Below are 15164 nucleotides of genomic sequence, written 5' to 3' on the forward strand. Positions count from 1 at the left end.
CTGCGGCTAGTTTCCTAGTTTGCTCCTTGATTTTCATTGAGTATAAGATAAAAGCAAAGGTCTAACAAGTGATGTAGCCCTTTTGAGTTATACAAGCAAATTACCATGAAAAAGCTGTTGTTGGAGCATTGAGCGCTTCTAACCATTGTTTATTTTTCGCAGGGCAAAGAGTTACGGATATACCTGCCATATCCAGACTGGTCATAAATGTTCCTGATTTTATAAATGTAATAGTGATTCCTTCAATTTCTAAGAGTTGAAGGAGATCATTGATAAATATACCCATTTCTAAGTTGCTGGTAGTGCCTAGATTATTTACAAGCAATATAAATTGATCACCCTTTTTCCAATGATAGTGCAATCTTAATTTACTTATAATTTCATTTGCAAGGATTTCCGATGATTGGAATGGGACTATACGATAGCCTTCTTCGCCATGTATCCCAATACCATAAGAAATATTTCCTTCTTCCAAGTTAAATAGTGGAAGGGTGGCTTGGGGGAGACTAGCCGATTTCGTTGCAAAGCCAATTGTTGCGATTTCGGTAGCAAGTTCATAACCTAAATTAGTTAGTTGCTCGATGTCAGCACCGTTCTGAGCCGCATATCCTAGGATTTTATGAAGTAAAATAGTCCCTGCAAGCCCTCTTCCTCTAATTTGAAATCTATTGTGAGGTTCAATAGAAATATCGTCGTGTGCTAGACTATAGCCGACCTTAATTCCTTCTTGTCTAGCAGTATTAATGGCCCAGCTAAATTCTTTGATGTCTGCTTCGAAATTTTTTACAATGATGAAGACACCGTGACCATTGTTTAAAAAACGAATGGACTCTAAGATTTCAGTTCTTGTAGGAGGAGTAAATAATTGGCCATAGATAGCAGCAGTAAGCATTCCTTTTCCCACATATCCAATATGAGCGGGTTCGTGACCGGAACCTCCACCCGACAATATTGGAACCTGATGAGGATTGCGATTTTTTTGATAGACTAGTGGTAAAGTAGGGTGTTTTTCTAATTCAGGATGACTGCTGACAGTTGCTGAAATGTAACTTGAAATAATTTTCTGTTTATGATTTGAAATAAATGTCATTGTGGCCTCTTTCCAATAATTGTCATGATGAGATAGTCTGGTTGTGGAACTGGACTTTTTTTATTGACGCAAGCCTTCACGATTTCTGCTAGAGCATGTGAGTGATAATCTAGCAAAAAACAAGTATAAGCAGATGAATCGCTATCAATCTGACCATATTCTCTTAAAATTTTTGATACAAGCAAGCGACAGTAGCTGATAAAGTGGTCATAGAAGTTATTTTGCCCTTGAATATCAAAAAGTTGAATATAAAAATCACGCTCTTGTTCGAAATAAAGAAATAATTCTTGTAATAGTTTTTGGCCTGAAATGAAGTCCAAGTTATTGGTGATATACTCGGTTAAGTCAGTTTCAAATATCCAGTCTAGCAGTTCATATTTGTCAAGAAAATGATTGTAAAAGGTCTGTCTACGAATGCCAGCTGATTCCATGATATCTACAATGGAGATTTTATCAAATTCTCTAGTAGCTAATAGGTCTCTAAATTCCTTGGCAATCCGTTTTTTTGTAATGAGTGATGATGCCATAGGAAGCCTTTCTTTTACTTACTTCATTTTACCAAAAAAATGTTTGAAACGGGTTTAAAAGGGGACAAATAATAGAATCTGTCCCTTATCATCCAGCAATAAAAAGTATATAATGAAATCGAAAACAAAGGTAGATGCCGAAAGGAGTTTCTCATGAAAAAAATTATAAATGAACAGACACAAGTTTTTGATGAAATGTTGCAGGGGTTGTCATTCATGCATGATGACTTGGTTCAACGCTTAGATGGTTTTGATGTTATCGTTAGAAAGGCAGAAAAGACAGGAAAAGTTGGACTCATTTCAGGTGGAGGTTCAGGACATGAACCCAGTCATGCTGGATTTGTAGGAGATGGAATGTTGTCTGCTGCCATTTGTGGAGTAGTCTTCACTTCACCTACTCCGGACCAAATTTTAGAAGCCATTAAGGCGGCTGATGAAGGTGCTGGAGTTTTCATGGTCATCAAGAACTATTCTGGTGACATTATGAACTTTGAAATTGCACAAGAACTTGCTGAAATGGAAGGTATTGATGTAGCAAGTGTTGTAGTCGATGATGATATTGCGGTTGAAAATAGTCTCTATACCCAAGGCCGTAGAGGTGTTGCAGGTACTATTTTAGTTCATAAAATTTTGGGTAATGCGGCTCGTTCTGGTAAATCATTATCTGAAATGAAGGACTTGGCCGACAAACTTGTCTTAGAAATTAAAACAATTGGATTAGCTCTATCTGGCGCTACTGTTCCAGAAGTTGGGAAACCAGGATTTGTTCTAGAAGATGATGAATTTGAATATGGAGTTGGTATTCACGGTGAGCCAGGATATAAAAAAGAGAAAATGCAACCTTCAGCACAATTGGCCTCAGAATTGGTTGAAAAACTATCTGAAGGTTTCCAACTTAAGGCTGGTGAACGCTATGGCCTTCTCATCAATGGTTTAGGAAGCACTCCTCTTATGGAGCAATACGTATTTGCAAATGATGTGGCTAAATTGCTCCATGAAAAAGGTGTTGAGTTGGCATTTAAGAAAATTGGAAACTATATGACATCAATCGATATGGCTGGCTTATCATTAACATTGATTCGATTGGCAGATGATGAATGGTTGGATGCTCTAAATGCACCTGTTACTACACCAGCTTGGTAAAATTCAAGGAGGAAATGTCGCATGAATGCTGAACAAGCTCTTGAATGGATGAAGCTTTTTAATGAAAAGATTCAAGAACAGAAAGATTACCTTAGTGAGTTAGACACTCCGATAGGAGATGGAGACCACGGTGGAAATATGGCGCGTGGCATGGCTGCAGTTATGGAAAACTTAGAAGGAAAGCAATTTGAAACTAACAGTGATGTGTTTAAACTTGTCTCAATGCAACTGCTGAGTAAGGTAGGCGGTGCTTCTGGTCCCTTGTATGGCTCTGCTTTTATGGGCATGGCCAAGGCTGACTCTAATTCGAAAATAGAGGAAATCTTACAAAGCGGTTTGGATATGATTGTCAAACGTGGGAAAGCAGAAGTTGGAGAAAAGACAATGGTTGATGTTTGGACTCCTGTTATTGCTGCTTTGTCTGCTGGTCAATTGACTCAAGAGGTTATTGATAAGGTAGTGAATGCTACCAAAGATTTACTTGCAACTAAAGGAAGGGCGTCTTATGTAGGAGAACGTTCTCTTGGACATATTGATCCTGGATCATTCTCATCAGGATTACTCTTTACTGCTCTTTTAGAAACTGGGGTGGTTTAATGGGAAGTATTGGTCTTGTTATCGTTTCACATTCCAAAAACATTGCAGAAGGTGTCGTTGAACTGATTAGTGAAGTAGCTAAAGATGTTCCGATTACTTATGTAGGAGGAACCGAAGATGGAGGAATTGGAACAAGTTTTGATCAAGTAGATAGGGTTGTTTCCGAAAATCCAGCAGATACCTTATTAGCCTTTTTTGACCTGGGTTCTGCTAAAATGAACTTAGAAATGGTGGCTGATTTCAGTGATAAAAGTATCATCATCAATAGGGTTCCAATTGTAGAAGGTGCTTATACTGCAGCTGCTCTTCTTCAGGCTGGTGCAGAACTGTCAGTTATTCAAACACAGTTGTCTGAGCTTGAAATCAATAAATAAGGAATTTTACTATAACACTTTTTATAGGTGGGCTATTGATTATCTCAACTATCAAATTTTAAGTAAATAAAAAGGGATTGCTTTGGGCAGTTCCTTTTTATTTTAACAAGAGTAAACCTATAGTGTTTCTAAATTGTGAATCATTCAAAACTGATTGTGATGAGACTATTCTAGCTTTAGAATCCTTCAAAAATTAAAGTTTAAGGCAATCAATTACTTAGAAGAGTACGAAAACATTTAGTTTATAGGAATTCTAGACCTAGAATCACATGGATATTTATGAAGTTAGGGTATTCGATAGTTAGGATTGTTCTATTCTGGACGATTTGGGCTGTTAGTTGTATAGAAAGTGTTCGAATTTTTTCAAGTGATTAAATTAGTTAATTGTATGAGGTGCTTTATGATATAATGTTCTTAATGAATTTTCAGAAAGGAAAACCTCAAATTGTCCTACAAATTTCTACTCTTCGACCTCGACCACACTCTTCTTGATTTTGATGCTGCTGAGGATGTGGCTTTGACCCAACTTCTAAAAGAAGAAGGAGTTGCGGATATTCAGGCTTATAAAGATTATTACGTTCCTATGAACAAGGCTCTCTGGAAAGACTTGGAGCTGAAGAAAATCAGTAAACAAGAGCTGGTTAACAAGCGCTTTTCTCGTTTATTTGCTCATTTTGGACAGGAAAAAGACGGTAGTTTTCTTGCCCAACGTTACCAATTTTACCTCGCCCAGCAGGGACAAACACTATCGGGCGCTCATGATCTCTTGGACAGCCTCATTGATCGTGATTATGACTTGTATGCTGCGACAAATGGCATTACTGCCATTCAGACAGGACGTTTGGCTCAATCTGGTCTAGGACCTTATTTCAATCAAGTCTTTATCTCTGAGCAATTGCAAACTCAAAAGCCGAATGCTCTATTTTATGAAAAAATCGGTCAGCAGATTGCTGGATTTAGTAAAGAAAAGACGCTGATGATTGGAGATTCTCTAACCGCCGACATTCAAGGTGGCAATAATGCGGGGATTGACACAATCTGGTACAACCCTCATCACCTCGAAAATCACACACAAGCCCAGCCAACTTACGAAGTCCATTCTTACCAAGACTTGCTGGATTGTTTGGATAAAAATATTCTTGCAAAGATCACATTTTAAAGGAGACGAGCTAATGACTACAAAAAAAGCTAATATTACTATTGAAGAGTACATTGAAATGTCTGAAGTTGATTTTAATGAAGCTGTTAATTATGAATTTACATCTGACACTTGTCAATTAGCAAATAGTATTTATCAATCTCTTTTTAAGTTTTTTGATAAGAAAAATTTCTCTGGCGATTTAATTTTTACTTGGAAATCTTCATCATTAGTCAAAGAAGGGGATTATATTGGGAGAAGGGATTCACAAGTAGATAATCTTAGAGTAATAGGAAATATATTTCCGAATTATCTTACTAATCGAAAATATAGCCTCAATATGAATCGTAATGGCTGTATGGGAGATTTTCCTCATGACTTTTTTGATATATACCTAGATCATGTAGCAAAGTATGCCTACGAACAAAAAGTTAATAATATTAAAGAGTATTATCCTTTAAAAAGAGCGATTTTACACCAAGAGAATGCATTGTATTTTCGATTGTTTTCTAATTTTGACGACTTTTTAGAAAAAAATTATTTAAAAACTATATGGCAAGTTTCTAAAGAAACTCCTTTTTCTGAAATGGATTTTAATATGTTTAAAAATATTTCAGAAAAGATAATCTTCGAAAGAGGTAGTAAAATGCTTAATGATTTAAAAAGTAATTATAAAAAATAGCCAGTCTTTATAAACTGTATTCACGTATTCAAATCGTATATAGTCGATTTATTAAATCTTTAGATAAACTGTAAAAAGTGGTTTAGAAAGCCACTTTTTGCTATAATAGAGGCAGTAAAAACGAAGGAGTCGGCTATGGAACACTCGTCTTGGCATGCTTTGATTAAGGCGCAATTACCTGAGGGTTATTTTGGGAAAATCAATCAGTTTATGAATCAGGTCTATGCTCAGGGGACTATTTATCCACCCAAGGAAAAGGTTTTTCAAGCTCTCTTGACAACACCGCTTGAAGACGTTAAGGTGGTCATTCTAGGGCAAGACCCCTATCACGGACCAGGGCAAGCTCAGGGCTTGAGTTTTTCTGTCCCTGACTCTATTCCAGCTCCGCCGTCCTTGCAAAATATCTTGAAGGAATTGTCAGACGATATCGGCGTTAAGAAATCTCATGATTTGACAACTTGGGCTGAGCAAGGAGTCTTGCTTCTTAATGCTTGTTTGACGGTTCCTGCTGGACAGGCCAATGGTCATGCTGGTCAGATATGGGAGCCTTTTACGGATGCTGTGATTCAGGTGGTCAATCATCTAGATAGACCAGTCGTTTTTGTACTCTGGGGAGCCTATGCACGTAAGAAGAAGACCTTGGTTACCAATCCTCATCACTTGATTATCGAATCAGCCCATCCCAGTCCTTTGTCAGTTTATAGAGGATTTTGGGGTTCCAAGCCTTTTTCCAAGACAAATGCATTCTTAAAAGAGACAGGACAAGAGCCAATCGATTGGCTTAGATAAGGAGAAAATATGCCTCAGTTAGCGACGATTTGCTACATTGATAACGGGAAAGAACTGCTTATGCTCCACCGCAATAAGAAACCCAATGATGTCCATGAAGGGAAATGGATTGGTGTGGGTGGTAAGCTAGAGCGAGGAGAGACCCCTCAGGAGTGCGCGGCGCGTGAAATCCTCGAAGAAACAGGGCTCAAAGCCAAGCCAGTTCTAAAAGGTGTCATCACTTTTCCTGAATTTACGCCAGATTTAGACTGGTACACCTATGTTTTTAAGGTGACGGAGTTTGAGGGGGACTTGATTGACTGCAATGAGGGGACGCTAGAATGGGTTCCCTATGACGAGGTTTTGAGTAAGCCGACTTGGGAAGGTGACCATACCTTTGTTGGGTGGCTTTTAGAGGATAAACCCTTCTTTTCAGCCAAGTTTGTTTATGATGGGGATAAATTGTTGGATACCCAAGTTGATTTCTATGAATAAAGGAGAAAGTAGATGCTACTAATCAAAAATGGTCGTGTAATGGATCCCAAGTCTGGTTTGGATCAAGTGTGTGATGTCTTAGTCCAAGATGGGAAAATTGTCAACATTGCGTCTGAGATTAAAGAAGAAGGGACGGAGGTGCTTGATGCTAGTGGTCTTGTAGTTGCTCCTGGCTTGGTTGACATCCATGTTCATTTCCGTGAACCTGGTCAAACCCACAAGGAAGATATTCATACAGGTGCCCTAGCAGCTGCTGTCGGTGGTTTTACAACGGTTGTCATGATGGCTAATACTAGTCCAACCATTTCGGACGTGGAGACTTTGCAAGAAGTTCTTCAATCTGCTGCCAAGGAAAAAATCAATGTTAAGACGGTTGCGACCATTACGAAGAATTTTAATGGGCAAGATTTGACTGACTTTAAAGCACTCTTAGAAGCTGGAGCTGTTGGTTTTTCTGATGACGGTATTCCGCTTGAAAGTAGTAAAGTTGTCAAGGAAGCCATGGAGAAAGCCAAAAAGCTTAATACCTTTATTAGTCTTCATGAGGAAGATCCAGGTTTGAATGGGATTCTTGGCTTTAACGAAAATATTGCTAAAGAACATTTCCATATCTGTGGTGCAACTGGGGTGGCTGAGTATGCTATGATGGCGCGTGATGTCATGATTGCCTATGCAACCAAGGCCCACGTTCACATCCAGCATTTGTCGAAGGAAGAAAGTGTTAAAGTAGTGGAGTTTGCTCAGGGGCTAGGTGCGCAAGTCACAGCAGAAGTAGCGCCACAGCATTTTTCTAAGACTGAAGCGCTCCTTTTGACACAAGGAAGCAATGCTAAGATGAATCCGCCACTTCGTTTGGAATCAGACCGTCGTGCCGTGATTGAAGGTCTTAAATCAGGCGTCATCACAGTTATCGCGACAGACCACGCGCCTCACCATGCGGATGAAAAAAATGTTGAGGATATTACCAAGGCGCCGTCTGGTATGACTGGCTTAGAAACATCTCTTTCTCTCGGTTTAACTTATTTGGTGGAAGCTGGTGAGTTAAGCTTGATGGAATTACTTGAAAAAATGACATACAACCCATCCAAGCTTTACAACTTTGAAGCAGGTTACTTGGCTGAGAATGGTCCAGCGGACATCACTATTTTTGATTCTAAGGCTGACCGCCTTGTGGACTCCCATTTTGCTTCCAAAGCAGCTAATTCACCATTCATCGGTGAAACCTTAAAAGGGCAAGTTAAATATACCATCTGTAAGGGACAAATCGTTTATCAAGCTTGATAGGAGTTGGAATATGAATTATTTTCGAAAACGTAGGGAGAGAAAAGCAAAATCTAATAGCGGAATTTACTGTCCCGCATCTAATCGTTCTAAAATTCAATATGAAACTAAAGAAAAAGCTGACCATGCGGTTCAATATGATAATGGAGGTTTAGTTAGAAGCTATTATTGTCGTACATGTGCGTGTTGGCATACTACTTCAAAATCTAATAATCCTCCGCTAAGTTTGAAAAACTATGGTCTGAAACTCTTTGGTTTAGATAAATCAGAATAGAAAGAGAAGTATGTATAAGACAAAGTGTTTACGAGAGAAGTTAGTATTATTTTTAAAGATATTTTTCCCAATCCTGATCTACCAATTTGCCAATTATTCTGCCTCTTTTGTTGACACTGCAATGACAGGTCAATACAATACTATGGACTTGGCTGGTGTGTCTATGGCAACCAGTATCTGGAATCCTTTCTTTACCTTTCTAACAGGAATTGTGTCGGCCTTGGTGCCCATCATTGGTCATCATCTTGGTCGAGGCAAAAAGGAAGAAGTTGCGTCAGATTTTTACCAGTTCATCTATCTGGCCTTGGGTCTATCTGTGATCTTGCTGGGGCTGGTGCTTTTCTTGGCACCACCAATCTTGAATCATATCGGACTAGAAGCACCAGTGGCAGCAGTAGCGGTTCGCTATCTTTGGTTTTTATCTATCGGGATTATCCCCTTGTTGCTCTTTAGTGTCATTCGTTCCTTACTGGATTCGCTGGGCTTGACCAAACTGTCTATGTATCTCATGCTTTTGTTACTCCCTCTCAATAGCGGATTTAACTATCTCTTGATTTACGGTGCCTTTGGAGTTCCAGAGCTGGGAGGGGCTGGTGCTGGTTTAGGTACTTCCTTGGCTTATTGGGTCTTGCTGGGGATTTCTGTTTTGGTTCTATTTAAACAGGAGAAGCTCAAAGTCTTACACCTTGAGAAACGCATTCCACTTAATATGGATAAAATCAAGGAAGGAGTTCGTTTAGGTCTTCCTATTGGGGGAACTGTTTTCGCGGAAGTGGCTATCTTTTCCGTGGTTGGCTTGATTATGGCTAAGTTCTCGTCCTTGATTATCGCTAGTCACCAGTCAGCTATGAACTTTTCAAGTCTCATGTACGCCTTTCCCATGAGTATCTCGTCTGCTATGGCTATTGTCGTTTCCTATGAAGTGGGAGCCAAGCGATTTGATGATGCGAAAACCTATATTGGTCTAGGAAGATGGACTGCCCTCATTTTTGCGGCCTTCACCTTAACCTTCCTTTACATTTTTAGGGGAAATGTGGCCAGTCTTTATGGTAACGATCCAGAATTTATTGATTTGACAGCGCGTTTTTTGACTTATAGCCTTTTCTTCCAGTTAGCAGATACCTTTGCGGCACCGCTTCAGGGAATTTTACGGGGGTATAAGGATACCGTTATTCCTTTTTACCTTGGTTTGGTTGGTTACTGGGGGGTGACACTCCCAGTAGCTATGGTATTCGACTCTCTAACAGATTTTGGAGCTTATTCTTACTGGATTGGTTTGATTATTAGTCTAATCGTGAGCGGGGCTCTCTACCGTTGGCGTTTAACTGTTATTGTGAAGAGATTTGAATCCAGAAAAGCTTGATTTTTAAAATTCCTACAAGCAAAAATATCCTTCCTTATCTACATTATTTTAATTAGTAGTAGGTAGACGAGAACTTCAAAAATATAGAAACAATTGATATTTCACGCTACTTTACTGGTATCAGATATCAAGAAAAGAAGTTGCTTATTTTTAGCAGCTTCTTTTCTTGATAAAAATTTTACATAAGTTATATTACGTAAAATTATAAACTATCCAAGGCATTCTTTTGTTCATCATTGACGATATGAGTATAGAGGTCAGTGACTTGTGTACTGGCATGTCCTAGCTGGTGACTGACCAAAACTTGCGATTTAGTAGCATCATAGAGCCTAGTTGCTAGGGTATGGCGCAGTTTATGGGGTGTTACACGGACTTTGAAGTCCTCTGAGTATTTAGCAACCATTTTCTCAACGCTGGAAGCGTCAATACGATTGGGAACACCTCTATAGAGTGTCAAAAAGAGGGCTGTGTCTGTTTTTTCCGTCTTATAGCGTTGATTTCGAATGGCCAGATAATTCTCTAAATAAGGCTTAGCAAAGGCAGCAACATTGACCGAATCGCGTTTGCCACCTTTTCGAGTGACATCAATAACCATCATTTTTAGATTGAGATCTCTTAAATCCAGATTAACAGCTTCAGATAAGCGAACACCCGATGCCAAGAGAAGGGCAATAATGGCTAAATCTCGTTCTTTATTTTTGTTGAATGATGAGAGAGCTCGATTTGAAAGCTGTTGTGGGTACTCTTGGTCAATATAAGTTAGAAAACCTTCTGTTTCATCACCTAAAAAGAGTTTTTGCTTGATGTTTTCAGCTCTGGCAGCAAGGGTCTCTTTCTTTTTCTTTGTTGAAACTTTCTTCATTACATTACGATAGAAATAAGGTTCGCCCTGGTCGTTTTCAACCTCCTCGGTCAGATACTTGTAAAGACTGGAAAGCGCTGATAAGGTCCGATTGATGGTTGTCTGAGAAACACCTTGTTTGCTTGTATTGGCATTCAGCAAGGGACGTTCACGTAGATAAAGTATAAAAGCCTCCATATCTTTCTTTGACATGTTTTCCAAGACAGATAAAGGAATATTAGACATTTTATCAGCGTTTGAGATACCAGACTCCAAAACCCAGCTGAAAAATCGATCATATTCCTTCAGATATTCGTACAAGGTTGTAAAACTGTAAGGAACAGCAAGCTTAGATTGGTAGTATTCAAGAATATACCAGGGCATGATTTGTTTTAGTTTGTCGATTCGTTCCAGTAAAATCTCACGTTTCATGTATTTTCTCCATAAATAAGTCTATTAGTAGTATAGCATGGACTTATTTATTTTTCAAGAAAATTATAGTTTTTCGGAAAGATGTTATAGAGCTTTTTAAAAAACTTAGACCTGTGTAATACGGATCTAAGTCTTTGGAGTTTCATTGTGAATCATTAGCTAGTGCTTTTTCTAGCTTCCAAATACTAAACCAGAATGAAATAGTTAACAGAATAAGGAAAATAAAAAAATCTCACCCACTAAAGTTCTGTTAATACTACATAACTGAAGAGCTATATAAGGGAGCTATGAGATACAAAATGCACTGTATAATTGCTATTGTTTTCTTTTTCATGATTTTAATCTTACTGTACAGATTTGATACAGTAAACTCCTTTCTAGCTTTATGCTTTATCATTTCTAACTTAATTATAGTCTTATTTTTACCAAAGCTCAATTATTTATATGTAAAATTCCTCATCAGTAAAAAATAACCGCCCTCATTGCTGAGAATCGGTTTTCTAAATAAATCAAGTCAGCTGTTTGCATAATATAAATTATGTAAACAAACTCTACAACAACAAATCTTTGACTTTCCCAATTTCGCTTTTTGGAATAACCAGGTGAATCATATCACCCAGATACATTCTGGTTGAGCCGTTAACTGTTTGGCTCTTGCCATTATGGACTTGGGTAGTGATGAGGACGTTGTGTGGTAAGTTGAGTTCATGAACTTGTTTCCCAGCAATTTTATCAGAAACTGGTATTTCGATAAGTGTAACTTCTCCTTCGCTGGATACTTCTTCTGGAAGCATTTTTTCCAGCATGGCTTCATAGACTGGTGCACCCTTGAGCAAATCCATGATAATATAAGAAACAAGAGTGACAAGACCAAGTGGCATGAGGTTGCGAATATCTCCTACCATCTCAGTTACGAGGATCATGGCAGTTAAGGGAGCTTTTGATATTGCTCCAAAATAGCCACTCATTCCTAGAATGACAAATATAGGGAATTGCTCTTGACTGACAAGTCCAAGATTGACACAGATAACACCAACTAGGGCACCAAGTAAGGAACCGAGAGCCAGAATTGGTAGGAAAATTCCTCCTGGAAGACCACTTCCATAACTAATCATGCTCCAGATAAAGCGAATTAAAAAGTAAGCTAATAGAACTTGAAAACTAAAATCTTGCTCAGTTAGGGAAAGTACCAGCTGATTTCCACCACCAAGGATGTGGGGTAAAAAAATTCCGACTGGTATGATGAGAATGAAGGCCAGAATTGGATAATAAGCTCTATCCAAATGGATTTTTTGACCAATCCAATCATAAAGTCTACCGACATCGAGCACAGCTTTTTCATAGAGAAAACCTGAAAATCCAAGGAAAATTCCCATCACAAGATAAATCCAGTATTGATCTAGGGTCATGAGAGGAATGTTATCTGGCATATCCAATACTGGTGTCAAACCGAACATGAGCAGAGACACAAAGTTTGCTACGATGCTGGCTGCTAGTGTAGAAACCCAGAAAAAGCGCGAAAAATGGTGATAAACTTCTTCTACTACAAAGAGGAGGCCTGCTATTGGTGCATTAAAGGCTGCGGCTAATCCTGCTGCAGCTCCACTTGCAATTAAGGAACGCTCCTCTACTGGACTGGATTTGAGCCATTTGGCAATACCTTTACCACCGACTGCTCCCAGTTGAATACTTGGTCCTTCACGCCCCAGCATGAGTCCACTGGCAATAGCAAGCATTCCTAGCACATATTTTTTCCAAAGAACGCCCCACCAGTTGAGGGACATGAGGCCTTTCAGTTCGGCTTCGACTTGCGGAATTCCTGAGCCTTTGATATCTTTTTCTGATCGAGTTAATTTAGCACTGAGCCAACAGATGAGTATATAAAACAAAACCAGTACAAAAAGATTGCGCACTAGGTGCCCTTGATCTTGATAAAGTCCTTGTATCAGGTGGAAGCCCTTTTCAATTAAGAAACGAAAGGATCCGACGATAATTCCAACGACGAGGCCGACAATGATTCCTCGTCCAACTTGGGATAATATAGTACTGGATGCAAAGGCGAATTCTTTCTTAGAACGGACTATTTCCGACTGTTCCTCCATGGTATCTCCTTTCAATTAACTTTCTTTTTTACCAAAAACCAGTGATTTAATTGGTTCAAAACTGGTTCGGTGAATTGGGGTAATTCCTAGTTTTTCTAGTCCTTCTAGGTGTTTAGCAGTTCCATATCCTGCATTGGCAGTAAAATCATAGCCAGGAAACTGCTGATCGTAGTCCTTCATCAATTCATCACGGGTCACCTTGGCTACTATAGAAGCCGCTGCAATAGAGAGGGAATTAGCATCACCTTTGATGATGGAGGTTTGTGAAATGGGCAACTCCAGTTTCATGGCATCTATCAAAAGGTGCTCAGGTTGAGGACTGAGCTGGGAGATTGCTTCCTGTATGGCCAGTTTAGTTGCTCCGTAGATATTGACTTGGTCGATGACCTGATTATCCATGATACCAACGCCAATTGACAAGGCTTGGTCTTGAACTGCTTGGAAAATCTCCAGATGTTTCTTTTTAGGAATTTTCTTGCTGTCGTTGAGACCTCTAATCTTACAATTTTGAGGTAAAATAACAGCTGCAGCGACTACAGGACCAGCCAGAGGACCTCGGCCGACCTCATCAACACCAGCAATTAAGGTCAATCCTTGCTTGTAAAGTTCTTTTTCGTAGGAAAGCATGGCTTCCAAACGAAAATCCTCATCCAATTCAGCCTGAATGGCTTTTTTACGCTTGCTGATTTCCTTTTGAACTCCAGAGCGACTATCCTGTTCGAGTTGTAAAAAAAGAGGGTTATCTAAGTCCTTGACCGTTGCAAGAAGTTCTTTTATTTCTTTAATCGTCGCCATAGAGGTCTTTCAATGTATCTAAGGTATAGTTACCGAGTTTGCCATCACGGACTTCCTTCACGAAGAGACTGTAAAAACGGTCATAGTCATCACGGAAACCGAGGGCACGGGTCATATCCATAATAATCACAGGCGCTTCCTCTTCAATTTTCATTTGTTTGAAGCGTTCAGCCAACTTTTCTGGATAATGTTCTTTGAAATAATTGAGGCCAAAAATAGTTACCTCATCCATAGGAAGCAACTGGTCTTTGATAGCTCCAGTCAAGGCCAGTTTCAGTGCAACAGTTTCATCCTCAAACTTAGGCCAGAGAATCCCCGGTGTATCCAAGATTTCCAGGTCTTTATTGGTTTTGAGCCATTGTTGCCCCTTGGTAATCCCTGGCTTGTTTCCAACAACAGCAATTTTCTTACCAGCCAAACGATTCATCAGAGTTGATTTACCAGCATTTGGAATCCCAATAATCATGGTACGCAAGGTTTCAATCTGAATACCACGTTCTTTCTGACGAGCAATCTTATCGGCCATGAGCTTTTTGGCCGCATCTGTTACAACTTTTACAGTCACTTGCTCTTTGGAATTGATAGTCAGCGTCTGGATTCCCTGTGATTCAAAATACTGACGCCATTCTTTGGTCATTACTGGATCGGCCAAGTCCGCCTTGTTTAAAATCAGGAGTTTCGGTTTATCACCAACAATCTTGGTCAACATAGGATTTTGACTAGATAGAGGTAAGCGTGCATCCACCAAAATCGTTACAAAATCAACAAATTTTAGATTTTCCTGCACCTGCCGACGCGCTTTAGACATGTGACCAGGAAACCATTGAATAGTAGCCATTGAGTTTTTTCCTTTCGTAGCAAGGGTTTAGAGCCCCTTATTTAATTTAATATTGTTTGAACATAGAGAATCTTCAAATGAATAATGTCCAAACAGTTCTTGTTTTATGATGTAGAAATCTACTTTATATTATATCATGCCTTCTTTATTTTGTCCGATGATAGCCTTTCAAGTACCCTATATATAGTAGATTAAAACAAGATGTGAACAAATCGATTAGGAAAGTCAAATTAATTTCTAGAAATATTTTAACATCTATAACGTACTATTCTAAAGTAAGCGCGTCATAACAAGGTATCGTATCTATCCTAATTCCCCAACTTCCGGTATACTAGATAAAAATAGTTATCGGAGGAAAGGTAGTGTACTATGATGATTCAACTAAGCGATTTAGGTCAAGTTCACCTCGTATGTGGGAAAACGG

Annotated in this window: 16 protein-coding genes; 10 read left to right on the top strand and 6 right to left on the bottom strand. The window is 39.1% G+C overall.

Annotated features, from left to right (window positions below; all coding sequences use genetic code 11):
• Positions 1–100: 100 nt before the first annotated feature.
• The gene (gene dhaQ, locus HT671_RS09595; RefSeq protein ID WP_054393042.1) at positions 101–1090 is read right to left on the bottom strand and encodes a DhaKLM operon coactivator DhaQ; all 990 of its coding nucleotides are present in this window, start codon (positions 1088–1090) and stop codon (positions 101–103) included.
• Positions 1087–1617, bottom strand: a complete 531-nt coding sequence (gene dhaS, locus HT671_RS09600; protein WP_138703468.1) for a dihydroxyacetone kinase transcriptional activator DhaS — start codon at positions 1615–1617, stop codon at positions 1087–1089. The genes dhaQ and dhaS overlap by 4 nt, the downstream gene beginning before the upstream one ends.
• A gap of 153 nt (positions 1618–1770) precedes the next feature.
• Between dhaS and dhaK the strand changes: the two genes are divergently transcribed.
• From dhaK to pdrM, 10 genes are all read left to right on the top strand, one after another.
• Positions 1771–2760: a dihydroxyacetone kinase subunit DhaK gene (gene dhaK / locus HT671_RS09605; protein ID WP_172923145.1), complete on the top strand. Its 990-nt coding sequence runs from the start codon at positions 1771–1773 to the stop codon at positions 2758–2760.
• A gap of 21 nt (positions 2761–2781) precedes the next feature.
• Entirely contained in the window at positions 2782–3357 is a 576-nt protein-coding gene (gene dhaL / locus HT671_RS09610; RefSeq protein ID WP_000990804.1) for a dihydroxyacetone kinase subunit DhaL, read from the top strand.
• Positions 3357–3731, top strand: a complete 375-nt coding sequence (gene dhaM / locus HT671_RS09615; protein WP_050236558.1) for a dihydroxyacetone kinase phosphoryl donor subunit DhaM — start codon at positions 3357–3359, stop codon at positions 3729–3731. Before dhaL ends, dhaM begins: the two co-directional genes overlap by 1 nt.
• A gap of 445 nt (positions 3732–4176) precedes the next feature.
• Positions 4177–4890: a YjjG family noncanonical pyrimidine nucleotidase gene (locus HT671_RS09620; RefSeq protein ID WP_050236557.1), complete on the top strand. Its 714-nt coding sequence runs from the start codon at positions 4177–4179 to the stop codon at positions 4888–4890.
• 13 nt (positions 4891–4903) lie between these two features.
• Complete coding sequence (locus HT671_RS09625) at positions 4904–5551, top strand: hypothetical protein (RefSeq protein ID WP_050236556.1); 648 nt, start codon at positions 4904–4906, stop codon at positions 5549–5551.
• A gap of 135 nt (positions 5552–5686) precedes the next feature.
• Complete coding sequence (locus HT671_RS09630; protein WP_023939074.1) at positions 5687–6340, top strand: uracil-DNA glycosylase; 654 nt, start codon at positions 5687–5689, stop codon at positions 6338–6340.
• Positions 6341–6349: 9 nt separating this feature from the next.
• Positions 6350–6814: an 8-oxo-dGTP diphosphatase gene (locus HT671_RS09635; protein ID WP_001135770.1), complete on the top strand. Its 465-nt coding sequence runs from the start codon at positions 6350–6352 to the stop codon at positions 6812–6814.
• A 12-nt stretch (positions 6815–6826) separates the two neighbouring features.
• Positions 6827–8095 carry a dihydroorotase gene (locus HT671_RS09640; protein WP_000924525.1) on the top strand — a complete coding sequence of 423 codons (1269 nt, stop codon included), beginning with the start codon at positions 6827–6829 and terminating at the stop codon, positions 8093–8095.
• A 13-nt stretch (positions 8096–8108) separates the two neighbouring features.
• Positions 8109–8369, top strand: coding sequence for a hypothetical protein (locus HT671_RS09645; protein WP_001105920.1), 261 nt, complete (start codon positions 8109–8111; stop codon positions 8367–8369).
• Between the two features lie 10 nt (positions 8370–8379).
• A complete protein-coding gene (gene pdrM / locus HT671_RS09650; RefSeq protein WP_138703470.1) occupies positions 8380–9732 on the top strand; it encodes a sodium-coupled multidrug efflux MATE transporter PdrM in 1353 nt (450 codons plus the stop codon).
• A gap of 202 nt (positions 9733–9934) precedes the next feature.
• Here pdrM and xerS read toward each other — a convergent pair whose 3' ends face one another.
• From xerS to ylqF, 4 genes are all read right to left on the bottom strand, one after another.
• Positions 9935–11005 (bottom strand): tyrosine recombinase XerS, encoded by a 1071-nt coding sequence (gene xerS / locus HT671_RS09655; RefSeq protein ID WP_000817848.1) that lies wholly within the window; start codon positions 11003–11005, stop codon positions 9935–9937.
• Positions 11006–11556: 551 nt separating this feature from the next.
• On the bottom strand, positions 11557–13107 hold the full coding sequence (locus tag HT671_RS09660) for a ClC family H(+)/Cl(-) exchange transporter (RefSeq protein ID WP_138703471.1): 1551 nt from the start codon (positions 13105–13107) through the stop codon (positions 11557–11559).
• Between the two features lie 15 nt (positions 13108–13122).
• Positions 13123–13902: a ribonuclease HII gene (locus HT671_RS09665; RefSeq protein ID WP_138703472.1), complete on the bottom strand. Its 780-nt coding sequence runs from the start codon at positions 13900–13902 to the stop codon at positions 13123–13125.
• Entirely contained in the window at positions 13889–14740 is an 852-nt protein-coding gene (gene ylqF, locus HT671_RS09670) for a ribosome biogenesis GTPase YlqF (RefSeq protein WP_023939079.1), read from the bottom strand. The genes HT671_RS09665 and ylqF overlap by 14 nt, the downstream gene beginning before the upstream one ends.
• Between the last annotated feature and the right edge of the window lie 424 nt (positions 14741–15164).

Origin of the sequence: Streptococcus sp. 2741, from assembly GCF_013276315.1 — a bacterium.
Taxonomy (GTDB): domain Bacteria; phylum Bacillota; class Bacilli; order Lactobacillales; family Streptococcaceae; genus Streptococcus; species Streptococcus pseudopneumoniae.